The organism is Sphaerisporangium sp. NPDC088356 (genome assembly GCF_040685555.1).
Lineage (GTDB): Bacteria > Actinomycetota > Actinomycetes > Streptosporangiales > Streptosporangiaceae > Sphaerisporangium.
The window spans coordinates 50,610-73,936 of the sequence record NZ_JBFBIK010000007.1 but is presented as its reverse complement, the minus strand read 5'-3'; the positions used below and the strand labels follow the sequence as shown (position 1 = coordinate 73,936).

The window sequence follows — 23,327 nt, the reverse complement described above, 5'->3', positions numbered from 1 at the left end:
AATAGCGGCAATGCTCACATTTCGGATATTTGCCGCAGGGTGCACGGGCAGTCGGCTCATCGGCGTGGCACCGCGCATCGTGCCGTCATTGAGCCACCTGGGCGCGACCTTTCGCCCCATGTCCAGATGGCACGCGAGTAACGGTCAGGCATTTATTGCTTGTCCGTAAATCCCAGAGTGTGGAGTTCCTCGTCCAGGTCGCGGACATGGGTGTAGGTGGACCAGGGCTGGAGTTGGCGGCGAGCGCTGCGGAGGCTATGGATGAGACGGGCCGAGCTGTGCACGGCCATGACCGAGGCGGCCTCACTGAGCTTGGCCGCCGCTTCGGGTATCTCCCGCTTCTGGATAAGGGCGTTGCCGTGATGGATCAGGCCGAATGCCTGTTCCCGGCTGTAGGTTTCGCCGGGAAGGCTGTCGAGCTGGGCGGTGACGGTGGTGATGGTCGCGTCGGGGCGGCGCAGCGCGTTGAAACAGAAGCAGGAGCTTCCTTCTAGGGCGGACGACTCGGTGATCCAGTAGAGGTAGGGAGGGTCGGCCGGGGTCGGCTTCTGTGCTTCGTTACGGGCGGTTTCCAGCAGCCGGAGACTAGGCGTCGGCCGTCCGTCGAGTGCCAGTGCCCAGGACTCGACGATGTTGGTCCTCGCGCGGAGCAGGTGGCTCGGGCTGCGCCTCGCCCAGCCCTGGGCCGCGAACGCGTGGTCGAAGGCCTTGGCGGGCAGGCCCTGGAAGCTCGCCATGTCACTCAGCCAATGGTGGACGTAGGCGAGCAGCGTGGCATTCCCGATCTCCAGAGCGGCTTCCAACGAGTTCTCGAACCGCTTCGTGGCCGCCTGGTAGTCCGCCAGGTCGTAGTGGAGATATCCCGAAAGCTGCGACAGCTCGGCATAGACCCCGATCAGGCGATCACGCAAGGCGGGCAGCAGTGATTCCCGACGCAGGAGTCGTGTGACCAGGTCACGCTGAGCGTCGACCACTGGCAGCACTGTCTTGGGGCCGAGGGCGTCGTCGAGACGGCGGCACTGGGCGGTGAGCTTCTCGATCGTGGCGACGGCGGCGGCATCGACCCGGCCCTCGGCACGGCCAGCCCGTGCGAGCCGTACCTCCTCCTCGGGGGTGAGATGGCGGAGCAACGCCAGTGCTGGCATGCCGCCGAGGGTCAGGGCCAGTTCGATCAGCAGATCGCGGCGCTTCACGTCGGCCTCCTCGGCGCCGAGCGCTCTCAGCAGGTCGGCGCACTCCTCAGGCTGCAGCCCCGTTCGGGCTTCCCGCGACTGGGCTAACCAGGCGGGGGTCTCCTTCATGCTGGCACAAGAAGAGCCCGCTGCCGAGGGGCGATGATAGTGCCTGTCCCAGTGCCGGAAGTCGGCACGGTCGAGGGCTTCCCGGTCGAGCGGGCAGTAGGTGCCGTAGTCGCTGTCGCTGACCAGCTGGCGGGCGCTCGTCTGATAGATGCGGGCCAAGGTGGTGAGGGCTCGCAGCGGAGGTTTGCGCCCGGCCCTCGGGTGGAGCTCGTAGTCGTAGAGACGGGCGTCCCGCAGGCTCGCGGCTCCGGCGGGGTCGAGGTCGTTGAAGGCGTTGACGACCTCGGAAACCGTGCGGCCCTGCGCGAAGCGGTAGAGCCGGAGCGGGCTGACCTGGTGGTCAAGGGCGAGGACGGCGGCGATCTGCTCGTAGGTGAACCCCTTGGCACGCAGAATGTCACTGCGCCGCCGCGCGCTGAGCAGGACGCGGTATCCCTCGCCGGTCATGCTGTCCCCCCTCCTAAGTGATCGCATCCCAGCCGAGACCAGCGACGCGATCAAGCTCCAATCTTTCACTGATTGTAGCCATGTCATTACTTAGCATGGGCAAGCTCTGGTCCGGACGGCAGCTTCCTGACCAGTTCCCTCCCCCGTCTGTTCCTTTAGGTGGTGCCCCTCGAACGCCAGCGAGGAAGACGTCGACCCCGCAGCGGTCCGGCCCTCGTCGCGGGCGCGGCCGGAGCGCGCCACGGCTCCCCGAGCACGGCCAGTTGGTGGATCGCGCCGCACGGGTCCGCAGGGTTCCAGCAGGCCATGGCCGGTTTCCACAGGCCGGAGCCTCAGAGGGAGACCGATCTCTGTTCCGGCACTGGGGGGCGGCAGGCGGGGCTGATCGGGCCACAGTGCTGGACGGTGCGGGATCAGCCCGCCGTTCAACCCACATGGAGGTGGCCTACGTGGCCGATCGAACCATAGACGCCGAGGCCGGCCACGATGCGGTGGCCACTGCCTCCGGGCACCGTGCCCCCGAGTTGGTGGCCGCTGGGCGGGACACCGCTTCGTCAAGCCATCCGGCGCGCAGGCTTCACGAGCATCTGACCGGCAGGATGGTGTGGCGCCGGGTCTTCCCCGGTCTCGTCGAGCAGGCGCCCAGGGCACGAGCCTTGGTGAGGTGCCTGCTGGCGGACACGTGCTGGGCGGACGACGCCGTGTTCGTAACAGCAGAGTTGATCAACAACGCGCTCTTGCACACGCGGTCGGGCCGGCCCGGCGGGTACTTCGTCGTCGAGTTGATCCGTCAGCCGAGCAGTGTGCGCATCGGAGTGTACGACCTGGGCGGGGGCGGCTCTCCGGACGTCGCCGGCGCTGTCGAAAAGGCTGGGCCGGGCGGACACCCAGCTCTCGGAACCGCCCCGGACCCGAACACGGAGATCACCTGGGATCTGCCCGAGGATGGACGAGGGCTGATGACCGTACGGCGGCTCGCCTGGCGCGTCGGCTGCGACGGCGACCCCGCCGCGGGCCATCTTGTGTGGGCGGTGCTCACCGACGCGGAGCCCCTGCCATGAGGACTGGGCGTTTACCGCACGAGGGGACGGCTGAACCGAGCCGTTATGAGCAGTGGGTCCGGGCGGGGCTGAGCCGCCTTCGCGCCGACTTCCCCGATCACGGCTTCCTGGTGATCGGTCACGGGTGGTACGCACTACGAGGGCGCGGCACGATCATCGTGTCGTCGGGACCGGACGAGCTGCGCCGAGCGCTGGCGTCCAGCCGACATTTCGGCTGATGCGGACATGCCACCAATATCTTGACTTCGTCCACGCATAAGCCGGGGTCACAGGAAGTAGCTTCCCGCCGTGCCGCTAGGAGCTTGGAATAAGTTCAAGAGCCGAAACCTGTTCCGTCGGCAGGAGTATGCCCATGGAGAGCTCGGATGGCCGGGTTCTGGTCATTGTTGTCATTGCGACGGTTCTGTTCGTCGTGGGGCGGCGCTTTCAGCGGACGGTAGACACGTGGACGGGTTGGGGGAAGGCGGTGAAGACCGCCGCGGAGGCGTCGGCGAAGATCCCGGACGCAAAGTCCGCGGCGTGGGCGGCGTTACGGCGCATGGTCGTGATCGGCGCCGCGACCCTCGCCCTGCTGGCGTTGATCGCGAACGCGTTCCGTTACATCTGAGACCATCGCCCGACTACGTCCGCGACCGTCGCTCAACGCGGCACACCGCCGGTGCGAAAGTCGTGGCGGCGGCGGCCGGTCGGCTACGCCTCGGGAGCGGCGGCGAGCTGGCCGCAGGCGCCCTCGATCTCGCGGCCCCGGGTGTCGCGTACGGTGACCGCCACCCCGTGGGACTCCAGGCGGCGGACGAAGGCACGCTCGTCCTCGGGTCGTGAGGCCGTCCACTTGGAGCCGGGGGTCGGGTTGAGCGGGATCAGGTTGACGTGCACCAGCTTGCCCTTGATCAGCCGGCCCAGCAGGTCGGCCCGCCACTCCTGGTCGTTGATGTCCTTGATCAGGGCGTACTCGATCGAGACGCGCCGCTTGGTCTTCGCCGAGTAGTTCCAGGCCGCGTCCAGCACCTCGCCGACCTTCCAGCGGGTGTTGACGGGGACCAGCGTGTCGCGCAGCTCGTCGTCGGGCGCGTGCAGGGAGACGGCCAGCGTCACCGGGAGCCCCTCGTTGGACAGCTTCTCGATCGCCGGGACCAGGCCGACCGTGGAGACCGTGACGCCTCTGGCGGAGATGCCGAGACCCTCGGGGGCGGGGTCCACGATGCGGCGAACGGCGCCGATCACGGCCTTGTAGTTGGCCAGCGGCTCGCCCATGCCCATGAAGACGATGTTGCTCACCCGTCCGGGGCCGCCGGGGACCTCGTCACGGGCCAGCGCGCGGGCGCCCGCGACGACCTGCTCGACGATCTCGGCCGTCGACATGTTGCGGGTCAGCCCGGCCTGTCCGGTGGCGCAGAAGGGGCAGTTCATGCCGCATCCGGCCTGGGAGGACACGCACATTGTCACGCGGTCGGGGTAGCGCATCAGCACCGACTCGACCAGCGCGCCGTCGAAGAGCCGCCACAGGTTCTTGCGGGTGGTGCCGTCGTCGCAGGTGATCTCGCGGACCGAGGTCAGCAGGCTGGGCATCAGCTGCGTCACCAGCTGGTCACGCGACGCGGCCGGAAGATCGGTCATGTGCTCGGGCTCGGTGGTCAGCCGCTCGAAGTAGTGCCGGGACAGCTGGTCGGCGCGGAAGGGCTTCTCACCCAGTTCCACGACGGCCGCGCGGCGCTCCGCCATCGACAGGTCGGCCAGGTGACGCGACGGCTTGGCCCGTCGGGGGGCGACAAAGGTTAGCTCGGCGGACATGTCCTTCTCTTAACGGTTTGCCGGAAGCTGCACTGGACAGCCATTCCGTGTGATCTATTGCGATCCTCGGCCGAACGGGGAGACGTCCACCGGAAAGGCGGATGAGCGTTGGGCACCACCGATGTCGTTCTCACCGACACCAGCCCCTACGGCAGTCGCGCGGTAACCGTCGAATACGACGGGGTGTCTTCGGTAGCTTACCTGCGCGACGCCGAAGGCGGGATCCACGGAGCCGTGTGGCTCGCCAACCATGTGCAGGCGCCACCTTCCGTCGATCTTGGCCGGATCGGTACCGGCCAGGCCCCCGTGATGCCCGTCGCGAACACCCGCGCCCCCGAGGGCACGCCGCCGTTCACGGCCGGCGAGCTCGCGGTGCTGTGGTTCGAGGAGGGCGACGGTGCCGCCCTGTACCGGAACGGCGAGCTCCTGGCCGTCATTCCCGGCTGGTCGGATCTTGAGCGCGGGATGCCCGGCTACGCCAAAGACGCCGTCGGGGAGTCCCCGTTCGCCTGGTCCCTCGACGAGGCGCTCGAAGGGCTCGCGCCGAGGATCGCCAAGGCCCGGTCGTACTGGGAGTGGCGGCACGGCGACGGGTCCTGGCCCTCGTTCCAGCAGTTCGTGATGAGCCACCTGGACGCCAGGGTCGGCCCGGCCGCGAGGTACTGGGACATCGGCGGCGACCGGCTGCCGACCGTGGGCATCACCGAGCGCCCCCACAACGGCTACACGATGCTCTCGACCGTCGGGATGAGCTGCCAGCGCATGCCCACGGTGGAGCAGTACATCGAGCGGCCGGACACCTACGCCCGCATTGAGCTGGCCATCGCCACGCGCGGGGAGGCGACGGAGGCGGCGCGGCTGTTCCTCTGGCTGGCACGCTACCCGTGGCACTCGGTCACCTGGCTGGGGCACGGCCACACCGCCCGCTGGTACCGGGAGCCGGCGACCTTCCCGCTCGGCCCGAGCTACCACGGGGCGCTGATGCTCGACTCGGTGCCGGGCTTACCCGATCTTTCCGGCTTCGCCTTGGGCGGCGACGAGGTCCGATGGCTCTGGCTGGTGCCCGTCACCGATCAGGAGCTCCAGATCGCCGCCGACCAGGGCCACCAGGCCCTCTCCCTCTCCGGGCGTATCCCCTGACACCCCCGGCGGAGCTCACATAGGTACGAAGACCGCCAGGAGCAGCCAGACCGGTACGAGAGTGGCCAGCAACGAGTCGAGGCGGTCCATCAGGCCGCCATGGCCCGGGAGCAGGTTGCCCATGTCCTTGATGCCGAGATCACGCTTGATGACCGACTCGACCAGATCGCCGAGGGTGGCGCACATGGCCACCACCACACCGACCACGGCACCCTGCCAGAACTGGCCCTCCAGCAGGTATCGCACGAGCAGCGCGCCGCAGAGGACGCAGGCCAGCACCGACCCGGCGAACCCCTCCCAGGTCTTCTTGGGACTGATGGCCGACATCTGGTGCCTGCCGAACAGGATCCCCGCGAAGTAGCCCCCGATGTCGCTGCACACGGTGACGGCGATGAAGATGACCACCCGGTCGGCCCCGTCGGGCTTGGACAGCATCAGCGGGACGAACCCGGCGATCAACGCGGGATACACCGATGTCAGGACGCTCGCCGCGGCGTCACGGACGTACCCCTCCTGGCCCTGGAACATCCGCTGGGTGAGCAGGGTCAGCACGGTCAGCGTGAAGGCGCCCAGCAGCCAGATCGGGCCGCCCCAGTAAGCGCCGGCGACCATGGCGACGAACCCCGCCAGCACCAGCCGCACCGGCACGCGCATGTCGCGGACGGCGAACGCGCGGACCATCTCGACGACGCCGATGCCGACCGCCGCCACCAGCACCAGGAGGAACAGCGCCTTGACGGTGTAGAGCGACCCGATGACGGCGGCCCCGAGGGCGACGCCGACGCCGATGGCGGCGGGAAGGTTACGGCCCGTACGGATGCGGCCCGGCTTGGAGGAGGCCGACGGAAGATCGCCCGGCGAGTCCGGACGGCCTTCGGAGCCCGTGAAGCCCTGAGGGCCGGCGGCGCTCTCAACGCCCCCGCCCGCATCTCCGGGCCCCTCGGGCGGACGCTCCTCAGACCAATGGCCTCGGGCCGGCCCGGTACCGTCCGCCGCCGTACCTTCCACAGTGATCCCACTCTCGTACCCGTCAACCACGCTCGGCGGCCCACTCTGCCAGTACCGCCGGGCGGCGGGGAGGGAGCGGGGTGGGCCGGAACGCGGCGAAGGCGCTCCCACTCGCGGCTAACACCGGAGTGGAAGCGCCTCGACCTGACCTGCGACTGCTACCGCGCTCAGACTTCGAGCAGCTCGGATTCCTTGTGCTTCAGCAGCTCGTCGATCTTGGCGACGTGCTTCTGGGTGAGGTCGTCGAGCTCCTTCTCGGCCCTGCGGACCTCATCCTCACCGGCTTCGCCATCCTTGATCATCTTGTCAAGGGTCTCCTTGGCGTGACGGCGGATGTTGCGGACCGAGACCTTGCTGCTCTCGGCCTTGTTCCTCGCGACCTTGATGTACTCCTTGCGGCGCTCCTCCGAAAGCTCGGGGAACACCACGCGGATCACCGCGCCGTCGTTGCCGGGGTTGACCCCGAGGTCGCTGTCACGGATCGCCTTCTCGATGGCGGTCATCGAGCCCTTGTCGTAGGGCTGGAGGATGACCATGCGGGCCTCGGGAACATGGAACGAGGCGAGCTGCTGCACCGGTGTCGGCGACCCGTAGTAGTCGACATTGATCTTGTTGAACATGGAAGGGCTGACCCTGCCGGTGCGGATCGCCGCGAAGTCCTCCTTGGCGACTCCGACCGCCTTGTCCATCTTCTCCTCGGCTTCGAAGAGGGTTTCCTCGATCACAGCGGCTCCCTATTTCCCTGCCGGACTCACCAGCGTGCCGATCTTTTCACCGCGGACCGCCCGCAGAATGTTCCCCTCGCCCATCAGGTCGAAGACGACGATGGGCAGGCCGTTGTCCATGCACAGACTGATCGCCGTGGCGTCCATGACCCCGAGGCCCCGCGTGAGGACCTCGCTGTAGTCAAGTTGGTCGAAGCGTACGGCATCGGGGTTCTTGCGGGGGTCTGAGTCATAGACCCCGTCGACCTGGGTGCCCTTGAGCAGCGCCTCCGCGCCGATCTCCAGAGCGCGCTGGGCGGCACAGGTGTCGGTGGAGAAGAACGGCGAGCCGAGCCCGGCGCCGAAGATGACCACGCGGCCCTTCTCCAGGTGGCGGATCGCGCGCCGGGGCAGAAACGGCTCGGCGACCTGCTGCATCGTGATGGACGTCTGGACGCGCGTCTCGATGCCGCGCTTCTCCAGGAAATCTTGCAGGGCGAGGCAGTTGATCACGGTGCCGAGCATGCCCATGTAGTCGGCCCGGGCGCGGTCCATGCCCCGCTCGGAGAGCGCGGCGCCGCGGAACATGTTGCCGCCTCCGACGACGACCGCGACCTGCACTCCCTCACGCACGGCCTCGGCGACCGAGTCGGCGAGCTTGGCGACCACCACGGGGTCGATGCCCAGCGGCTCGGCGCCCGCGAACGCCTCGCCGGACAGCTTCAACATGACGCGCTTCCACCGGAGCGGCCAGTTGTACGACGAAGCCGCCGACGTAGCGGGTGGTTGGTTCTCCTGCACGACGGCGGCCTCCTCGGCGATGTTTACGAAGCTGGTCAGATCCCTCTTTGGGGCTAAGCCTATGCCTGACCGACCTTGTAACGGGCGAAGCCCAGGACCTTCACGCCCGCCTCGGACGCGACCTTGGCGATCGTCTTCTTGGGGTCCTTGACGAAGGACTGCTCCAGAAGGGTGAAGTCCTTGTACCAGCCGTTGACGCGGCCATCGACGATCTTGCCGATGGCGGCCTCCGGCTTGCCCTCCTCGCGGGTCATCTGCTCGAAGACCGTGCGCTCCTTCTCGACCACGTCGGCCGGGACGGAGTTCGGGCTGAGGTACTTCGGGGCCATCGCGGCGGTGTGCTGGGCGATGTCCTTCGCGACCTCGGGGTTCGGGGTGTCGAGCTGGACCAGGACGCCCACGGTCGGGGGAAGCTGGGGGTCGGTCTTGTGCATGTAGGAGGCGACGTAGCCACCCTCCAGCACGACGAAGCGACGGACCTCGATCTTCTCGCCGAGCGCGGCGTTGGCCTCGTCGAGGTGCTCCTTGACGGTCTTGCCGTCGAGGTCGGACTCAAGCAGGCTCGGCACGTCGGAGGGACGGGCGGCGAGGACGTGGTCGACGACCCGGGCGGCCAGCTCCTGGAAGCGCTCACCCTTCGCGACGAAGTCGGTCTCGCAGTTGAGCTCGAGCAGGGCGCCGAGCGCCTCGCCCTCGTGCTTGACGGCGATCAGGCCGTTGGAGGCGGTGCGCGCCTCGCGCTTGCCGACGTCCTTGGCGCCCTTGACGCGAAGGATGTCGATGGCCTTGTCGAAGTCACCCTCGGACTGCTCAAGCGCCTTCTTGCAGTCCATCATGCCGGCGGCGGTCGCCTCACGAAGCCGCTTGACGTCGGCCATGTTCACGGAAGCCATTGTCTTTTCCTCGTCGAGTCGTCGTGGATCGGGTGGGTGCGCCCTGTTCTGGCACACCCACCCGGAAGAGCCTTGCTTGCCGTACGGGTGGTGCCCGTACGGTCTGGCGCGAGTCTCAGGCCTGCTGCTCGGTGCCCTCGGCGGCCTCGGCCTCGGGGGCGGCGGCCTCGGTGGCCTCGGCGGCGGGGGCGGCCTCCTCCGCGGGGGCCTCCTCGGCGGCGGGCGCCTCGTCGGCGGCGGGCGCCTCGTCGGCGACCGTGGCCTCGGCGACAGAAGCCTCAGCCGCCTCGGCGGCGGGGGCCTCCGGAGCGGCCTCCTCGTCACGGGCCAGCAGCTCGCGCTCCCACTCGGCCAGCGGCTCGGCGACGGCGGCACCGGACGGCTTGTCGTCGCCGCGGTTCGCACCGGCGCGGGACATCAGGCCGTCGGCGACCGCGTCGGCGACCACCCGGGTCAGCAGGCTGACGGCGCGGATCGCGTCGTCGTTGCCCGGGATCGGGTAGTCGACCTCGTCGGGGTCGCAGTTGGTGTCGAGGATCGCGACGACCGGGATGTTGAGCTTGCGGGCCTCGCTGATCCCGATGTGCTCCTTCTTGGTGTCGACGATCCAGACCGCGCTGGGCACGCGGGCCATGTCGCGGATACCGCCGAGGGTGCGCTCCAGCTTGTCCTTCTCGCGGCGGCGCATCAGGAGCTCCTTCTTGGTGAGCCCGGAGCCTGCCACGTTGTCGAAGTCGAGCTCCTCGAGCTCCTTCAGGCGCTGAAGCCTCTTGTGCACGGTGGAGAAGTTGGTGAGCATGCCACCCAGCCAGCGCTGGTTGACGTACGGCATGCCGACCCGCGCGGCCTGCTCGGCGATGGCCTCCTGGGCCTGCTTCTTGGTGCCGATGAACAGGATGGTGCCGCCGTGGGCGACGGTCTCCTTGATGAAGTCGTAGGCGCGGTCGATGAAGGCCAGCGACTTCTGCAGGTCGATGATGTAGATGCCGTTGCGCTCGGTGAGGATGAAGCGCTTCATCTTCGGGTTCCAGCGACGGGTCTGGTGCCCGAAGTGAACACCGCTTTCAAGCATCTGTCGCATGGTGACGACGGGGGCCATGAGTATGGTCCTCCTGGGTAGAGCGCCGTGAAGGCGCGTGCCTCGGTTGTATGCGGGAGCCTGCGGCGCCCGCCCTGACGCCCTGAGTCGTCCCATCCGGATCAGGACCCGGACCGAGAGGACGATTCGCCTGTGGGCGTGCGAAGTCGGCCCGTCTGACGAGCCACAAAAAAGTGTACCCGGAACCCGGCAACGCCCAGCCCACCGGGCAAGCTTCCTTACCGCCGCCGCCCGCGGGCCCGCTGGAGACTACGCCGGTGGCGGGGGAAGATCTGGATGATCCCCTGGACCAGGCGGGCGTCCGGCGGCGCGTCCTCCTTTCGATCGCGTCTTGGCCAGGTAGGGCTCCAGGATCTCGGTCACCCGCTTGCCCAGCTTGTACGTCCTGTTCGCCGTTAAGACGCTCGGGCTACCCGTCGGAGTGGTCGGGCTGCTGACGGCCTCCTTCGGTGCCGGCGGCCTCATCGGCGCGACCGTCGCACCCCGGCTCGTCGGCCGCTTCACCGAGAACCGGGTCCTGCTGGGGAGCGTCGTCGTCTTCCCACTGGCATTCGTGGCGCTGGCCTCGGCACACGGGTCGCCCTCGGTGCTGGTCCCGCTGCTGGTGGTCGCCTACGTGATCACCGGCGTCGCCACGGTGATGTTCAGCGTCTGCTACGGGACCATCCAGCTCAGGGAGTCCCCGCCCGAGATGGTCGGCCGGGTCAACGCCATCATAACGGTCGCCACCATGGGGATCATGACGCTCGGCGGCATCGCGGGCGGGGTGCTCGGCGAGGTCATCGGCCTGCGCCCCACCCTGTGGACCTGCACCGCCCTCATCCTGCCCGCGATCCTCCTCGTCTGGTGCTCCCCCCATCCGGTCGTCCGGTTCTGCCTCACTCCGGCGCGGGGTCAGGGTCTAGTAGGTCCACGCCGCCGGGTGCTCTCCCCGGCGCGGCGGCGGTGAGCCCCAGGACGGCCTGACGCCACCGATCTTCCCCGGGACCCTCACGTAGGTCAGCCTCCCGAACGGGCTCTCGATCTCTACCAGTAGATCGTCCACTTCCGGCTCGGACCGAACCGTGCCGTCGACACGGCCAAGCCCGTCCAGCCACAGAGCGGTGCGGGCCAGAGCCACTTCGACCTGCCAGGAACCCCCCTCGGCCTCCCTCCGCAGCAGCCCGGCGATCACTCCCAGGGCGGCGAGCCAGCCGGTGGCGTGGTCGAGAACCTGGGCGGGCAGCGGTACGGGCTTCCCGCCCGCTCCCCCCTCGTGGGCGATACCGCAGGCCATCTGCACCAGGCTGTCGAATCCGCGCCGCCCCGCCCACGGGCCGCGCGAGCCGTACGCGGAGATGTCGACGCAGACGATCCCTGGCCTGATGGCGGCCAGTTCCTCCGGACCGAAGCCCAGCGCCGCCAGCGCTCCCGGGCGGTACGACTGGACGACGACGTCCGCGCCCGCGACCAGCTCCCTGAACGCCGCGGCCCCGTCTTCTGTACGCAGGTCGAGCTCGCACGACCGCTTCCCGAACGCCGTGCTGATCACCAGCCCCGGCACCTCCGGGAGATGAGCGGCTCCCACGCGCAGCACCTCGGCCCCGTAGGCCGCCAATGTGCGGGTCGCCACCGGCCCCGCGATCACCCGAGTGAGGTCGACCACCCGAACCCCCTCCAACCACCGCCCCTCCCTGACGGCCGCACCGTCACGCCCACCAGAGCCGCACTCGGCCCCTGCGGCAACACGGCCACCGGCGCCGGCCCCGGCCCCGGCCGCCGCACCGCCGAGTGGATCGAGGCCGACCCCGGCCCCGGCACGAGCAAGACCTCCCGAACCCACCTCAGCCCCGACATGACCGAGACGGTCGAGACCGATGAGGGGCAGCTCCGCGACGGCCCGGCCCTGCGGGTGGTCCTGCCATTCCGCCCGGCTCCGCATCGCGGCCGCGCAACCCCCCGCGTCCGTCACGGCCTGCTCGATGTCCTGCGCCGTACGGCGGGCACAAGCCTCGGCGACGTCGGCTTTGTCGGCACCGGAAGAAAGATCGAAGACACGAAGCACGGCGTCCCGGTGATGATCGAAGTTGCAGTGCAGCCGGACCCACCCGTCAGCCGTCCGGTAGTCACCGGACAGCGGCGCCCACCCCACGGACAGCTCTCCATCAACGCGGAAGTAGCGCTCATCCCGAAACGCGACGGCGGCCTCCCGAACATCCACCGCAACCTCAACCTCATCACCACTCCCGCATCCACCGCCCCCCGAACGCCCCGCACCACCCTCATCCCGGCCCTCAGCGCCGCCGCCACCGAAACTCCCAGCACCGCGCCCATCCCACGCCTCAGCACCACGACCACCTGAACTCCCAGCGCCGCAGCCACCCCGCCCCTCAGCGCCACGACCATCCGGGCTCCCAGCACCGCCGCCATCCGGTGGTCCGCCCTGCAGTAGCGCGACGGCGGCGGCTACCGCTCCCACGGTCGCCGCAGCGGCCGTTCCCACCCTGAATCGGGATGGAAGGACCGGATCTTCCCCCGTCACCTGGACCGGAGGCAGCGCCAGACCTACCTCGACACCCAGTTCCTCGATGACCTTGCCGACCATCCGGGCACCCCCCAACGCGCCGCCACGTAGACGACCTACCGACCATCCGGGCACCTCACCAGTACGCCACCACGTAGACGACCCTGCCGGTCATCCGGGCGCCTCCCAGCGCGCCCGTGCATATCCGTACGACCAAGCGGGCGAGGCCGTCGACGAGGCGACGGCGACCCATGCACGGAGACTTATGCACAGAACGGCGCTCGGCCGGGCACCCCCCGGTCGCTCAAGGCCAGTGTCCTCCTGTGCGACTTTCCGAGATCCGGCCGCTGATGGTGTTTCTCCTCACCCTTGCCTCCGCGTCCGCGGCTCCTTCACCGTCCAGCGCAGCCGCCACCGCCCACACTCCCGATCTCGTCCCACTTACACCCGTCCCCAACGGCCGCCAGCACTCCGTACGCCCCAGAACGGTCGAACGGAGCCTCTCCTCACACTCAGGCGTGACGGCCGAACGGAGCAGCCTCTCCGCACACCCGACAACGACCATGAAACGGGGCCTCCCGGCACGCTCAGGGATGGTCGATCAGCGCCTCGCGAACAACGAATACCCGGAGCACTCCAGGCAACCCACTGCATACCTGGAGCACTCCGATAAACGGGCTGGATATCCAGATAGCTCCGGTCAACCCACTGGATACGCGGAGCACTTCAGTCAACGGACTGGATATCTAGATGGCTCCGGTCAACGGGCTGGATCTGCGGAGGGATCCCGTCAATCCGCATCGACACGGCCCCGGTGGAGGCTCCCGCTCGACGGGGATCCGATGATCATGCGCCGCTTCGCCCCGCCGGCCCAGGCGTGGCTTCCCGGTCACCGGGGAGTGGATCTCGCGGCCCGGCCGGGGCAGGTGGTCAGGGCCGCCGGCCCGGGCATCGTGGGATACGCCGGACCACTCGCCGGACGCGGTGTGGTCATGATCGTCCATCCCGGAGGTCTGCGCACCACGTACCTGCCCGTTCACGCGTCGGTCCGGCGTGGGCAGGCGGTGGAGCTTGGGGACGTCATCGGCTCCGTCGAGGAGACCACCGGCCACTGCCCGTCATCGTGCCTGCACTGGGGCCTGATCAACGAGAGCCGCTACCTCGACGCCCTCCTCCTCATCGGCCTCGGGCAGGTACGCCTCCTCCCCAAATGGCCCGGCTGACCAGGCACGCGGGGCCTTCATGAATGATGTGCCGTGGAGGGTGCTACTTGCCTCGGCGGAGGCGCCAGCCTCGGTCGACCCGCTCGATGTATCCGGCGGCGGCGAGGGCTCCGAGGCAACGCAGCACCGTCAGGAGATCTACGCCGGCCGTGACCGCGATCGTCGCCGGACCGGTACCGATGCGCGCCGGCACCGCCTCAAGGACGCTGCGGGTCTCGTCGTCGAGAGCGTCCCGTGGCAGCACCGGGCCCCTCGGCTCCGGCGCGAGATCGTCGCCCAGCGCTCCGACCAGCTCGATCACCTCGCGGGCCGAGGTCACGCACACGGCCTCCGCCCTTCGGATCAGCCGGTGGCACCCAGCGGAGTTCTCCGAGGTCACGGGGCCGGGCACGGCCGCCAGATGGCGCCTCAGGCTGATGGCATGGCCTGCGGTGTTGAGCGCTCCGCTGCGCAGGGCCGCCTCCACCACCACGGTGCCCCGCGAGAGCGCCGCGATGACCCGGTTGCGGACGAGAAAGCGCAGCCGTGTGGGCCGGACGCCGAGAGGGCACTCGCTCACGACGACCCCTCTCCCCCGGATGGCGCTGAAGAGATCCTGGTTGGCAGCGGGATAGGCGATGTCGGTGCCACACGCCAGCACCGCGACGGTCTGCGCGGCACCGGCCAGAGCCCCTCGGTGTGCCGCGGCGTCCACTCCGTAGGCGCCCCCGGAGATCACCGTCCAGCCCGCCTCACCAAGGCCCGCACCCAGCTCGGCCGCGACGTGGGCGCCGTAGGGCGTGGCCGCCCTGGACCCCACCACGGCCACGGAGCGAAGGCAGGAGAAGCGCAGATCGGCGTTTCCATGGAGCCAGAGGCCCAAGGGCCGTTCGTGACCCAGATCGTCGAGCTGAGTCGGCCACTCGAGATCGCCTGGCACGATCAGGCGGGCGCCCAGCTGATCTCCCTCGGTGAGGTCCGCGATGGGATCGGCCGCCGGAAGGCGTGCCCGCCACGCCGCGAGGATGCGATCGATATCGGGCGCACGCCCCTTCTTGGCCATGAGCTCCTCGACGAACCCGGGATCGAGCCGTCCCAACCGCACCTGCCCAAGGGCTCCCTCGGGGCCGTACGCGGCGACCAGCCTGCCCATCACGCCGTCTCCCGCGTCGGCCACCCGCATGAGCGTGACCCTGGCCAGCCGCCCGGCATCCCTGCCAGTGCCGGTGGTCGCGCTGGGGTCGGTGTCTGAGGTGGGGTTTCGGCCGGCGTTGGGGTGGGTGCCGTTCATTCGGCACCCAGCCAGAGGCTGAGGGCGGTGTTGGTCTCCGCCATGTCGGGCCTTTCCTTGCCGAGGAGGTCCGCGAGGGTCCACGAGACTCGTATGACGCGGTCGAGCCCCCGGGCGCTCAGCTCTCCGGTGTCCAGGCACCGGTAGAGGGGCGACATCGCGGATGGGGGCAGGCGGTAGTCCCCATGCAGCACCGCGGTGGGGATCTCGGCGTTGCACCTCCACGGCGTGCCCGCCAGCCGCTTGAGCGCGCGCTCACGCGCCATCGACACGCGCTGGGCCACGACCGCGCTGGGCTCGATGAACTGGCGGTCGGACAGCAGCTCGCGCCGGGTCGAACGTGCGAGCCTCACCTTGACGTCGATGCGATCGATCAGCGGCCCCGACAGGCGGGCGAGGTAGCGTCGGCGCTGGTTGGGCGTGCACCGGCAAGGACTCTCCGGAGTGGACGGCTGGGCACAGGGGCAGGGGTTCGCGGCCAGGACCAGCATGAATCGAGCGGGAAACGACACCGTGCCCGCCGCACGCGCAACGGTCACCTGCCCCGACTCCAGCGGTTGCCTGAGCGAGTCGAGAACCCGGGAGGGGAACTCCGGCGCCTCGTCGAGGAAGAGCACCCCTCTGTGGGCCAGGGAGACGGCGCCGGGCCGGATCACGCCGCTGCCCCCGCCCACGATGGCGGCGATGGTCGCCGTGTGATGTGGTGCCATGAACGGCGGGTGCCTCAGCAGCGGGCGCCCGGGAGGCAGGACGCCGGCGATCGAGTGGATGGCGGTGACCTCCAGCGCCTGGTCACGGTCGAGCGACGGCAGCAGGGTGGGCAGCCGTTCGGCGAGCATGGTCTTCCCGGTGCCGGGCTGTCCCATCATCCAGAGGTTGTGGCCGCCTGCCGCGCACACTTCGAGGGCACGGCGTGCCATGGCCTGACCGGCGACGTCCGACAGGTCGGGTGAAGGGCCCATGTGCGGATCGGCCGGCGGCGAGGGCTCGGCGGTGTCGGGCAGCGTGGGCATGTGGGCCGGATCGCCACTGCGCAGCCACTCGACCACCTCGGCGAGGGTGGGCACCGGCACCACGGTCACACCGGGCACGAGGCCGGCCTCGGCGGCGTTCGCCACCGGGACCACCACGCAGTCGGCCCCCGCCTCGACGGCCGCCACCACTGCGGGCAGGACACCGCGCACGGCCTTGACGCTGCCGTCGAGCCCGAGCTCCCCCAGAAAGAACGGGAGCGAGATGCGCTGCCTCGGGACCAGGCCGGCCGCCCCGAGCAAGGCGATCGCGATGGCCAGATCGAACAGGCTTCCGCGTTTCGGCAGGCTGGCGGGGAAGAGACTGACGGTGACCCGCGCGTCCGGCCAGGCGTACCTGCTGTTGATCACCGCCGAGCGGACGCGGTCACGGGCCTCGCTCAGAGCCGTGTCGAGCATGCCGATCAGGGTGACCCCCGCGATGCCGTGGCCCACGTCGGCTTCCACCTCGACCACGTGACCGCTCACCCCGACCAGTGCCACGCAGCGCGTGCGGGCGACGGCCATCTAGGACACCCCCCTGTCGTGCCGGATGGAGAACGCTCCGGCGAACCGCTCCAGGGCGATCACGTCGATGCGGATGGAGGCGAACCACTCGGACTGGCCGCTGAGCCATCTGGCCGCCAGCGTGCGGAGCCGGGCGAGCTTCGCCGGTGTCACGGCCTCGAACGCGGTGCCGTGGCTGCGGCCCGAGCGGGTCTTGACCTCCACGACCGCGAGAACGGGCCCGTCACGGGCCAGAATGTCGATCTCACCCTCGGGGCACGACCAGTTGCGCTCCAGGATCTGCAGACCTGCTGCCCTCAAGTAATCGGCGGCGAGCTGCTCGCCATGCCTTCCAAGCTCGTGCGTCGCGGCCATGGGACCACCTCCGGCCCCGACATTCGCGCACGCCATGCACTCGCCCGGTTACCGAACCCGGCTCTGTGGACAAGAAAGCGCAGGGCATCGGCCTGTGGACAACCGCCTGCGGCTCAGCGCCCCGTGGAGGACCCCAGATCCGGCGCGTCCACCAGGCTCACAGGAGGTCCCGAAGATCCATCCGGAGAAAGGCCAGGAACAGGCGAATCACCCGGCCTGTGGACGACGCATCCTCCACGCCTACGAGGCCGGTGTGCGTGCTGTCGGATCCGGGCCGCCAGATGGGTGATCACCACATTCGCCCTGGCCTACGGCGGCCGCATCAAGACCCTGCCGTTGCCGACGGGGATCCAGGAGGCGTGATGCGCTGAGCCTGGTTCGGTGGCCGGCGGATCCCCGGTGGTCGTGAGAGATCCCTGGTGCGTGGTGTGTCTTCGGGAGTGGGTTTTAGCTGGAGAAGCCTTCCTTGGGCATCTCTAGGTCGGGCTTGGCGAGCTCTTCCACGTTGACGTCCTTGAACGTGACGACGCGGACGTTCTTCACGAACCTCGCGGGACGGTACATATCCCACACCCAGGCGTCCTGCATCTTGACGTCGAAGAAGACATCGCCGTTCTCGGCCGTGCGTACGTCGAGATCGACGGAGTTGGTCAGGTAGAAGCGCCGCTCGGTCTCAACGACATAGGTGAACAAGCCGACCACGTCGCGGTACTCCCGGTAGAGCTGCAACTCCATCTCGGTCTCGTATTTCTCGAGATCCTCTGCGCTCATCCCGGTCCTCCACTTCCCTTCCTCCCCCGGCGCGACCAATCAGGCGACACCGGCCCCCACCCCATTCTCGCCTATCTCACTGCCCGCTCCTGACCGCACCACCGAGTTCACTGTTACAAAGGAGAACCGATGATGTGGACTGGGGCCGTGAGCGGCGAGCGCTCGCCTGTGCGCGACCGTGACATACCCCTTGTGCTCGGCGAAGCCGTACTGGGGATACAGGCCGTCCAGTGAGGTCATCATGCGGTCCCTGGTCACCTTGGCGACGATGGACGCCGCCGCCACACACGCCGAGACCTGGTCACCCTTCCACACGGCCAGGGACGGCGCGGGCAGACCGGGCACCGGGAACCCGTCGATCAGAACGTACCCGAGATCGCAGCCGAGACCGGCGACGGCCCGCCGCATCCCGGCGATGTTGCACTTGTGCAGGCCGCGCCCGTCGATCTCCTCGGGCGGGATCACCACGACCTTCACCGCCCGCGCGGTCGCGAGGATGCGGTCGTGGAGCACCTCGCGCCGGGCCGGAGTGAGCAGCTTGGAGTCCGCCAGGCCATCGATCTCGGATCCGAGCACCACCGCGGCCACCACGAGAGGGCCGGCGCATGCTCCCCGACCGGCCTCGTCGACCCCGGCGACCGGGGACAGGCCACGTCGTGCGAGCGCGCGCTCGTACCCGTAGAGCCCCGAATCACGCCGCACGATGCTGGGGCGCGGGCGGAAAAGAACAGTCATGAGGCAGGCGGCTCGGCGCCCCGCCGCGAGGGAACAGACCTGCGGGAGAGTCGAGCCCCCTGGCCGATCAACGGCGATACGAGCGCGACCATGGGCCAAGCCTACGCCCCAAACGGCCGGAGGGGTACGCTATCGCACCTTTGAGAAAGTCTCGGGAACCGACAATGTGCCCATCCTCGACAGCGGCCAGTAGCGCGCGAAAGCTCTGCCGATCACGTCATCGGTGGAGATCGTGCCGTGGAACCGGTCGTCCATGAAGGCGCGGGAGTCCTCCGAGGCCGCGCGATGGTCGCCCATCAGCCAGAGCCGCCCCTTCGGGACGGTGAGGTCGAACTTCTGCTGCGAGGGGAAGTCCTGCGGGTTGAGGTAGGACTCCTCATCGAGGGGCACCCCGTTGACCGTGATGCGCCCCTTGGCGTCACAGCACTTCACGTGGTCACCGCCGATGCCGATGACGCGTTTGATCGTGGTGGTGCCGTCCCAGCCCTTGAAGACCACCACCTCGCCGCGCCCGAGGTCACCCGACAGCCGGTTGACGATCACCTTGTCGTTGATCAGGAGGGTGTCCTCCATGGACTCGGACGGGATGTAGAAGGAGTCCAGGACGAACAGGCGCACCAGGACCGCGACGGCCACCCCGCTGAGCACCAGCAGGACCGACTCCCGCCAGCCGGACTTCTTGGCTCCCGCCGGCGGATCCTCCGGCACGGGCGTGCCCGGCAGGGACGGGTCCGGGGGCTCCGGCTTCTCCTCGGTGACGCTCATAGAATCGCGGGGCACCCCTGGCGTCCACCGGGGGGAGGAAGCCCCTTTCTCCTTCGATCAGATGGGGGAGATGGCTTCGGCGCCGCGCGAGGGCCAGACGGCCGTCACGGGGCCGGGAAGGGCCCTCCGCTGACAGCGGGGAGAGTCCCTCACGGCGAAAGCCCGGGAGGCGGAGGTCAGTAGGCGCGGCCGCCCGCTCTGGCGAGGACGCGCCGGCGTAGCCGCACCAGGGGAAACGCTCCGGCGAAACCGAGCAGCAGCGGGGAGGCACCGCCGACCAGCGCCGCGGTCTTCAGCGCGGTCTGGTTGAAGGTGTCGGGGATCGGCACCGTCGTGGCGCGCGAGAACGGCCACACGATGACGAAGGCCCGCCCGACGACCTTGTCGGCGGGAATCGCCCCGCCACCGGGGTCGCCCTGATGCGAACGGGAGTCGTAGGAGACGGAACGGTGGTCGCCCATCACCCACAGGCGCCCCTTCTCCACCTTGATCTCGAAGAATTTCTGCGACGGCTGGTCGTCGGGGTAGAGGTAGGCCTTCTCTTCGAGAGGCACGCCGTTCACGGTCACACGCCCTTTGCTGTCGCAGCACTTGACCGTGTCGCCTGGAACGCCGATGACGCGCTTGATGTAGTCCTTCTCGCCCGGGACCACGCCGAAGGCCGTGCCGACCCAGCGGAAGAAGCCCGCCACGGGGTTGGACGGCTCTGGGACCTGGACCTCACTGGCCCAGGAGTCGACGCCCGAGAACACGACGACGTCGCCGCGCTCGATCTCACGGGTGTGGTACACGAGTTTGTTGACGAGCACCCTGTCGTTGACCAGCAGGGTGTTCTCCATGGACTCGGATGGGATGTAGAAGGCCTGGATCACGAAGCTCTTGATGATGAGCGCCAGGACCAGCGCGACCACCACCAGAACCGGTAGCTCGCGCCAGAAGGAGCCTTTTTTCCCCTTGCCGTCTTTGGCTGTCGACTTGGTGTCTTCCGCGACCACGTCTACCTCGTCCTCGACGGGGCGGCGCGGACCGCCGGCCCCCTGGCCATCGCTAGTCATCGCTGTCGAGCCTAAATGATGCATGCTCCTCGGCGGGTCGCCGACTCGGCAGGCATCCAAAGAAACTCGGCGATCCGGCCGGATGGAGCGGCCATCCGGCTCAGCAAAATGGCCCGCATCCCTCGCGGGTGCGGGCCACATGTGGTGCGGGTCTACTTGCCGGTGGGCAGCGCGTCGCGCTTCTCACGGATGCGGGCCGCCTTGCCGCGCAGGTCGCGCATGTAGTAAAGCTTCGCCCGGCGGACGTCACCGCGGGTGATGACGTCGATCTTCTCGATGACCGGGCTGTGCACCGGGAACGTGCGCTCGACGCCCACGCCGTAGCTCACCTTGCGGACGGTGAACGTCTCGCGGACTCCACCGCCCTGGCGGCGCAGCACGAACCCCTTGAAGACCTGGATACGGGACCGGTTGCCTTCGACGACGCGGACGTGGACCTCGAGCGTGTCGCCCGGGCGGAAGCTCGGAACGTCGCTACGTACGGAGGCCTTCTCAAGCTCCTGGATCAGCGTGTGCATGACAGCGGTTCCTCATTTGAAGCGAGCGCTCGGAGGTCCGCCCGGCCATGCCTTGAGCACGGCTACGAGGAAGACACGAGCACTGGGCTGAATACGTCTCGGATGCCGGGCCCTCGGCCCGGAGCGGCCACGCCAACCGCAGGGCAGTTGGCAGCAGCGATTCAGTTTGCCATATCTTCCGGCGGGACGCGAAACGAAGCGTCGCCGAGGACCTCACGATCACGCTTGTCAAGGGTTCCTGGGTCGAGTCGCGCGGCCAGCTCGGGCCTCTTGGCGACCGTGCGGCGCAGCGCCTCGTCCCGCCGCCACCGGGCGATCGCCCCGTGGTTGCCCGAGAGCAGGATCGGCGGCACCTCGTGGCCGCGCCAGACCGGAGGCTTGGTGTAGACGGGGCCTTCCAGGAGGCCGGCCATGCTCCCTGGGGCGAAGGAGTCGTCGGCCACCGAGCCGGCGTTGCCGAGCACTCCGGGCAGCAGGCGCCCGACGGCCTCGACCATGACCAGCACGGCGGCCTCGCCCCCGGCCAGCACGTAGTCGCCGATGCTGACCTCGTCGAGGCGCAGACGCGAGCCGTACTCGGCCATGACGCGGGCGTCGATGCCCTCGTAGCGGGCGGGCGCGAAGAGCAGCCAGGGCTCCTTGGCGTACTCCAGGGCGACTTCCTGGGTGAACGGCCGCCCGCTCGGCGTCGGCACGATGAGCCGCGGCGGCCCTTCGGCGGAGCCGGCGACGGCGTCGATGGCCGCGCTCCACGGCTCGGGCTTCATGACCATGCCGGGACCGCCGCCGTACGGCGTGTCGTCCACCGTGCGGTGCACGTCGTGCGTCCAGTCGCGGAGCTGGTGCACCCGGATGTCGAGAAGGCCCCTCTGCCGCGCCTTGCCGATCAGGGACACGTCAAGCGGGGCGAAGTACTCCGGGAAGATCGAGATGATGTCGACACGCATGGTCATCGCCGGATCAGACCGTTTCCTCCGGGTCGAGCAGGCCGGGCGGCGGGTCCACGACGACACGCTTCGCGTCCAGGTCGACCTCGGGGACCAGGGCCTTGACGAACGGGATCAGCACCTCACCCTGATCGCGCTGGATCACGAGTAGGTCCTGGCCGTGGTGCAGGACGTCAACGATCTCGCCGACGGCCTCGCCTCCGGTCGTCACCACCGACAGGCCGATGAGCTGGTGGTCGTAGAACTCGTCGGGGTCGCCGGGGGGCGGGATCTCCGAGGAGTCGATCACCAGAATGGTGTCGCGCAGCTCTTCCGCCTCGTTGCGGTCGCCGACGCCCTCGAAGCCCAGCACCAGGATGTTCTTGTTCCAGCGCATACGCTCGACGACCAGCGGGCCGGCGCCCGCCGGGTCGGTCACCAGCGTGGTGCCGGGGGCGAAGCGCGACTCGGGGTCGTCGGTGCGCACCTCGACGGTCACCTCGCCGCGGATGCCGTGCGGGCGGCCGATGCGGCCGACGACGAGCTGCACGTCGCTACTCCTTCGAAACTCGTACTGACCAAAGTCGTACTGATATGCCCCGAGAACCGCGACAGGGGACCGCCCGGCTGCCGGGGGTCCCCTGCCCAGAGGGTTTGTGGCCTCTGAGGTATCTCTACCGGGCTTCGTTCAGGTCGAGCAGGTCGACCCTCACGTACTTGCCGTCGCCGAGGGCGTTCACAACAGTGCGAAGCGCCTTCGCCGTGCGGCCACCGCGGCCGATGACCTTGCCGAGATCCTCGGGATGGACCCGGACCTCGAGGACGCGCCCGCTGCGGATGCGACGGGCACGAACCAGAACGTCGTCGGGATGCTCGACGATGCCCTTGACCAGATGCTCGAGGGCTTCCTCAAGCACCTCAGGCCTCGCCTTCCGGCTTCTCCTCCGCGGCCGGCTCGGCCGGGGTCGCGGGGGTCTCGTCGGCCTTCACGGTCTTCTTGGGCTTGCGCGCCGTGGTGGCGTTGCTGCTGCCGGTGTCGCCGGCGAGCGACTCCTTCGCGGCGGCCTCGTAGATCGCGTGACGGTCGGCCTTGGGCTCGGCGACGAGCAGAGCCGGCGGGGCGGCCTCGCCCTTGAACTTCTGCCAGTCACCGGTGAGCTTGAACAGCTTCAGGACCGGATCGGTCGGCTGCGCGCCGACACCCAGCCAGTACTGCGCCCGCTCGGAGTTCACCTGGATGAACGACGGGTTCTCCTTGGGGTGGTAGAGGCCGATCTCTTCGATCGCACGGCCGTCACGCTTGGTGCGGCTGTCGGCTACCACGATGCGGTACTGCGGGTTGCGGATCATGCCGAGCCGCTTGAGCTTGATCTTGACTGCCACGGGTGTGGTCTCTCCTGGACTTTCGAGCGTGGGTGAGCGGG

Annotated in this window: 27 protein-coding genes; 7 read left to right on the top strand and 20 right to left on the bottom strand. The window is 69.0% G+C overall.

Annotation, left to right across the window (positions count from 1 at the left end):
• Positions 1 to 152: 152 nt before the first annotated feature.
• A complete protein-coding gene (locus tag AB0O34_RS05030) occupies positions 153 to 1,748 on the bottom strand; it encodes a hypothetical protein (protein ID WP_363912743.1) in 1,596 nt (531 codons plus the stop codon).
• A 449-nt stretch (positions 1,749 to 2,197) separates the two neighbouring features.
• Here AB0O34_RS05030 and AB0O34_RS05025 point away from each other — a divergent pair, with 449 nt between their 5' ends.
• The 3 genes from AB0O34_RS05025 (at position 2,198) to AB0O34_RS05015 (ending at position 3,416) form a co-directional block, all read left to right on the top strand.
• Positions 2,198 to 2,809, top strand: a complete 612-nt coding sequence (locus AB0O34_RS05025; protein WP_363912741.1) for an ATP-binding protein — start codon at positions 2,198 to 2,200, stop codon at positions 2,807 to 2,809.
• A complete protein-coding gene (locus AB0O34_RS05020; RefSeq protein WP_363912739.1) occupies positions 2,806 to 3,027 on the top strand; it encodes a hypothetical protein in 222 nt (73 codons plus the stop codon). The genes AB0O34_RS05025 and AB0O34_RS05020 overlap by 4 nt, the downstream gene beginning before the upstream one ends.
• 134 nt (positions 3,028 to 3,161) lie before the next feature.
• Complete coding sequence (locus AB0O34_RS05015; RefSeq protein ID WP_363912737.1) at positions 3,162 to 3,416, top strand: hypothetical protein; 255 nt, start codon at positions 3,162 to 3,164, stop codon at positions 3,414 to 3,416.
• Positions 3,417 to 3,499: 83 nt separating this feature from the next.
• Here the strand turns inward: AB0O34_RS05015 and rlmN are convergent, their stop codons facing one another.
• Positions 3,500 to 4,600: a 23S rRNA (adenine(2503)-C(2))-methyltransferase RlmN gene (rlmN, locus tag AB0O34_RS05010; RefSeq protein ID WP_363912736.1), complete on the bottom strand. Its 1,101-nt coding sequence runs from the start codon at positions 4,598 to 4,600 to the stop codon at positions 3,500 to 3,502.
• Positions 4,601 to 4,708: 108 nt separating this feature from the next.
• Here rlmN and AB0O34_RS05005 point away from each other — a divergent pair, with 108 nt between their 5' ends.
• A complete protein-coding gene (locus AB0O34_RS05005; RefSeq protein WP_363912734.1) occupies positions 4,709 to 5,740 on the top strand; it encodes a suppressor of fused domain protein in 1,032 nt (343 codons plus the stop codon).
• A gap of 15 nt (positions 5,741 to 5,755) precedes the next feature.
• On the opposite strand, the gene AB0O34_RS05000 is transcribed toward AB0O34_RS05005, so the two are convergent.
• From AB0O34_RS05000 to rpsB, 5 genes are all read right to left on the bottom strand, one after another.
• The gene (locus AB0O34_RS05000; protein WP_363912732.1) at positions 5,756 to 6,748 is read right to left on the bottom strand and encodes a phosphatidate cytidylyltransferase; all 993 of its coding nucleotides are present in this window, start codon (positions 6,746 to 6,748) and stop codon (positions 5,756 to 5,758) included.
• Positions 6,749 to 6,915: 167 nt separating this feature from the next.
• On the bottom strand, positions 6,916 to 7,473 hold the full coding sequence (gene frr, locus AB0O34_RS04995; protein ID WP_363912730.1) for a ribosome recycling factor: 558 nt from the start codon (positions 7,471 to 7,473) through the stop codon (positions 6,916 to 6,918).
• A 9-nt stretch (positions 7,474 to 7,482) separates the two neighbouring features.
• Complete coding sequence (pyrH, locus tag AB0O34_RS04990) at positions 7,483 to 8,181, bottom strand: UMP kinase (protein ID WP_358547549.1); 699 nt, start codon at positions 8,179 to 8,181, stop codon at positions 7,483 to 7,485.
• Positions 8,182 to 8,312: 131 nt separating this feature from the next.
• Complete coding sequence (gene tsf / locus AB0O34_RS04985; protein ID WP_363912728.1) at positions 8,313 to 9,146, bottom strand: translation elongation factor Ts; 834 nt, start codon at positions 9,144 to 9,146, stop codon at positions 8,313 to 8,315.
• Positions 9,147 to 9,261: 115 nt separating this feature from the next.
• Positions 9,262 to 10,245 (bottom strand): 30S ribosomal protein S2, encoded by a 984-nt coding sequence (gene rpsB / locus AB0O34_RS04980; protein WP_363912726.1) that lies wholly within the window; start codon positions 10,243 to 10,245, stop codon positions 9,262 to 9,264.
• A gap of 367 nt (positions 10,246 to 10,612) precedes the next feature.
• Between rpsB and AB0O34_RS04975 the strand changes: the two genes are divergently transcribed.
• Positions 10,613 to 11,194: an MFS transporter gene (locus AB0O34_RS04975; protein WP_363912724.1), complete on the top strand. Its 582-nt coding sequence runs from the start codon at positions 10,613 to 10,615 to the stop codon at positions 11,192 to 11,194.
• On the opposite strand, the gene AB0O34_RS04970 is transcribed toward AB0O34_RS04975, so the two are convergent.
• The gene (locus AB0O34_RS04970) at positions 11,147 to 12,166 is read right to left on the bottom strand and encodes a CoA transferase (RefSeq protein ID WP_363912829.1); all 1,020 of its coding nucleotides are present in this window, start codon (positions 12,164 to 12,166) and stop codon (positions 11,147 to 11,149) included. The genes AB0O34_RS04975 and AB0O34_RS04970 overlap by 48 nt on opposite strands.
• Here AB0O34_RS04970 and AB0O34_RS04965 point away from each other — a divergent pair.
• A complete protein-coding gene (locus AB0O34_RS04965; RefSeq protein ID WP_363912831.1) occupies positions 12,080 to 12,586 on the top strand; it encodes a hypothetical protein in 507 nt (168 codons plus the stop codon). The genes AB0O34_RS04970 and AB0O34_RS04965 overlap by 87 nt on opposite strands.
• Before the next feature lie 1,010 nt (positions 12,587 to 13,596).
• A complete protein-coding gene (locus AB0O34_RS04960; RefSeq protein ID WP_363912722.1) occupies positions 13,597 to 13,971 on the top strand; it encodes a M23 family metallopeptidase in 375 nt (124 codons plus the stop codon).
• 43 nt (positions 13,972 to 14,014) lie between these two features.
• On the opposite strand, the gene dprA is transcribed toward AB0O34_RS04960, so the two are convergent.
• The 12 genes from dprA to rpsP all read right to left on the bottom strand — a co-directional run bounded on the left by dprA (position 14,015) and on the right by rpsP (position 23,286).
• Complete coding sequence (gene dprA, locus AB0O34_RS04955) at positions 14,015 to 15,241, bottom strand: DNA-processing protein DprA (RefSeq protein WP_363912720.1); 1,227 nt, start codon at positions 15,239 to 15,241, stop codon at positions 14,015 to 14,017.
• Positions 15,238 to 16,779: a YifB family Mg chelatase-like AAA ATPase gene (locus tag AB0O34_RS04950; protein WP_363912717.1), complete on the bottom strand. Its 1,542-nt coding sequence runs from the start codon at positions 16,777 to 16,779 to the stop codon at positions 15,238 to 15,240. Before AB0O34_RS04950 ends, dprA begins: the two co-directional genes overlap by 4 nt.
• Positions 16,780 to 17,133, bottom strand: a complete 354-nt coding sequence (locus AB0O34_RS04945; protein WP_363912715.1) for a YraN family protein — start codon at positions 17,131 to 17,133, stop codon at positions 16,780 to 16,782.
• A gap of 447 nt (positions 17,134 to 17,580) precedes the next feature.
• Complete coding sequence (locus AB0O34_RS04940; RefSeq protein ID WP_030511723.1) at positions 17,581 to 17,904, bottom strand: DUF2469 domain-containing protein; 324 nt, start codon at positions 17,902 to 17,904, stop codon at positions 17,581 to 17,583.
• 39 nt (positions 17,905 to 17,943) lie between these two features.
• A complete protein-coding gene (locus AB0O34_RS04935; RefSeq protein WP_363912713.1) occupies positions 17,944 to 18,639 on the bottom strand; it encodes a ribonuclease HII in 696 nt (231 codons plus the stop codon).
• A gap of 129 nt (positions 18,640 to 18,768) precedes the next feature.
• The gene (gene lepB / locus AB0O34_RS04930) at positions 18,769 to 19,404 is read right to left on the bottom strand and encodes a signal peptidase I (RefSeq protein ID WP_363912710.1); all 636 of its coding nucleotides are present in this window, start codon (positions 19,402 to 19,404) and stop codon (positions 18,769 to 18,771) included.
• Between the two features lie 176 nt (positions 19,405 to 19,580).
• Positions 19,581 to 20,459 carry a signal peptidase I gene (gene lepB, locus AB0O34_RS04925; protein ID WP_363912708.1) on the bottom strand — a complete coding sequence of 293 codons (879 nt, stop codon included), beginning with the start codon at positions 20,457 to 20,459 and terminating at the stop codon, positions 19,581 to 19,583.
• Between the two features lie 152 nt (positions 20,460 to 20,611).
• Positions 20,612 to 20,977, bottom strand: a complete 366-nt coding sequence (rplS, locus tag AB0O34_RS04920) for a 50S ribosomal protein L19 (RefSeq protein ID WP_363912705.1) — start codon at positions 20,975 to 20,977, stop codon at positions 20,612 to 20,614.
• A gap of 161 nt (positions 20,978 to 21,138) precedes the next feature.
• Positions 21,139 to 21,924 carry a tRNA (guanosine(37)-N1)-methyltransferase TrmD gene (trmD, locus tag AB0O34_RS04915; protein WP_363912827.1) on the bottom strand — a complete coding sequence of 262 codons (786 nt, stop codon included), beginning with the start codon at positions 21,922 to 21,924 and terminating at the stop codon, positions 21,139 to 21,141.
• Positions 21,925 to 21,937: 13 nt separating this feature from the next.
• Positions 21,938 to 22,453 (bottom strand): ribosome maturation factor RimM, encoded by a 516-nt coding sequence (gene rimM / locus AB0O34_RS04910; protein ID WP_363912703.1) that lies wholly within the window; start codon positions 22,451 to 22,453, stop codon positions 21,938 to 21,940.
• A gap of 124 nt (positions 22,454 to 22,577) precedes the next feature.
• Entirely contained in the window at positions 22,578 to 22,820 is a 243-nt protein-coding gene (locus AB0O34_RS04905; RefSeq protein ID WP_363912701.1) for an RNA-binding protein, read from the bottom strand.
• 1 nt (position 22,821) lies between these two features.
• The gene (gene rpsP / locus AB0O34_RS04900) at positions 22,822 to 23,286 is read right to left on the bottom strand and encodes a 30S ribosomal protein S16 (protein ID WP_363912698.1); all 465 of its coding nucleotides are present in this window, start codon (positions 23,284 to 23,286) and stop codon (positions 22,822 to 22,824) included.
• Positions 23,287 to 23,327: the final 41 nt, after the last annotated feature.

Coding starts and splice junctions, on each gene's coding strand:
- AB0O34_RS04965 (WP_363912831.1), top strand. CDS start 12,080: ATGACCGAGACGGTCGAGACCGATGAGGGGCAGCTCCGCGACGGCCCG.
- AB0O34_RS04945 (WP_363912715.1), bottom strand. CDS start 17,133: ATGGCCGCGACGCACGAGCTTGGAAGGCATGGCGAGCAGCTCGCCGCC.
- pyrH (WP_358547549.1), bottom strand. CDS start 8,181: ATGTTGAAGCTGTCCGGCGAGGCGTTCGCGGGCGCCGAGCCGCTGGGC.
- AB0O34_RS04935 (WP_363912713.1), bottom strand. CDS start 18,639: ATGACTGTTCTTTTCCGCCCGCGCCCCAGCATCGTGCGGCGTGATTCG.
- AB0O34_RS04940 (WP_030511723.1), bottom strand. CDS start 17,904: ATGAGCGCAGAGGATCTCGAGAAATACGAGACCGAGATGGAGTTGCAG.
- AB0O34_RS04970 (WP_363912829.1), bottom strand. CDS start 12,166: ATGCGGAGCCGGGCGGAATGGCAGGACCACCCGCAGGGCCGGGCCGTC.
- tsf (WP_363912728.1), bottom strand. CDS start 9,146: ATGGCTTCCGTGAACATGGCCGACGTCAAGCGGCTTCGTGAGGCGACC.
- lepB (WP_363912708.1), bottom strand. CDS start 20,459: ATGACTAGCGATGGCCAGGGGGCCGGCGGTCCGCGCCGCCCCGTCGAG.
- AB0O34_RS05015 (WP_363912737.1), top strand. CDS start 3,162: ATGGAGAGCTCGGATGGCCGGGTTCTGGTCATTGTTGTCATTGCGACG.
- rpsB (WP_363912726.1), bottom strand. CDS start 10,245: ATGGCCCCCGTCGTCACCATGCGACAGATGCTTGAAAGCGGTGTTCAC.
- AB0O34_RS04960 (WP_363912722.1), top strand. CDS start 13,597: ATGCGCCGCTTCGCCCCGCCGGCCCAGGCGTGGCTTCCCGGTCACCGG.
- AB0O34_RS05020 (WP_363912739.1), top strand. CDS start 2,806: ATGAGGACTGGGCGTTTACCGCACGAGGGGACGGCTGAACCGAGCCGT.
- AB0O34_RS04950 (WP_363912717.1), bottom strand. CDS start 16,779: ATGGCCGTCGCCCGCACGCGCTGCGTGGCACTGGTCGGGGTGAGCGGT.
- trmD (WP_363912827.1), bottom strand. CDS start 21,924: ATGCGTGTCGACATCATCTCGATCTTCCCGGAGTACTTCGCCCCGCTT.
- dprA (WP_363912720.1), bottom strand. CDS start 15,241: ATGAACGGCACCCACCCCAACGCCGGCCGAAACCCCACCTCAGACACC.
- rlmN (WP_363912736.1), bottom strand. CDS start 4,600: ATGTCCGCCGAGCTAACCTTTGTCGCCCCCCGACGGGCCAAGCCGTCG.
- lepB (WP_363912710.1), bottom strand. CDS start 19,404: ATGAGCGTCACCGAGGAGAAGCCGGAGCCCCCGGACCCGTCCCTGCCG.
- AB0O34_RS05030 (WP_363912743.1), bottom strand. CDS start 1,748: ATGACCGGCGAGGGATACCGCGTCCTGCTCAGCGCGCGGCGGCGCAGT.
- rplS (WP_363912705.1), bottom strand. CDS start 20,977: ATGCACACGCTGATCCAGGAGCTTGAGAAGGCCTCCGTACGTAGCGAC.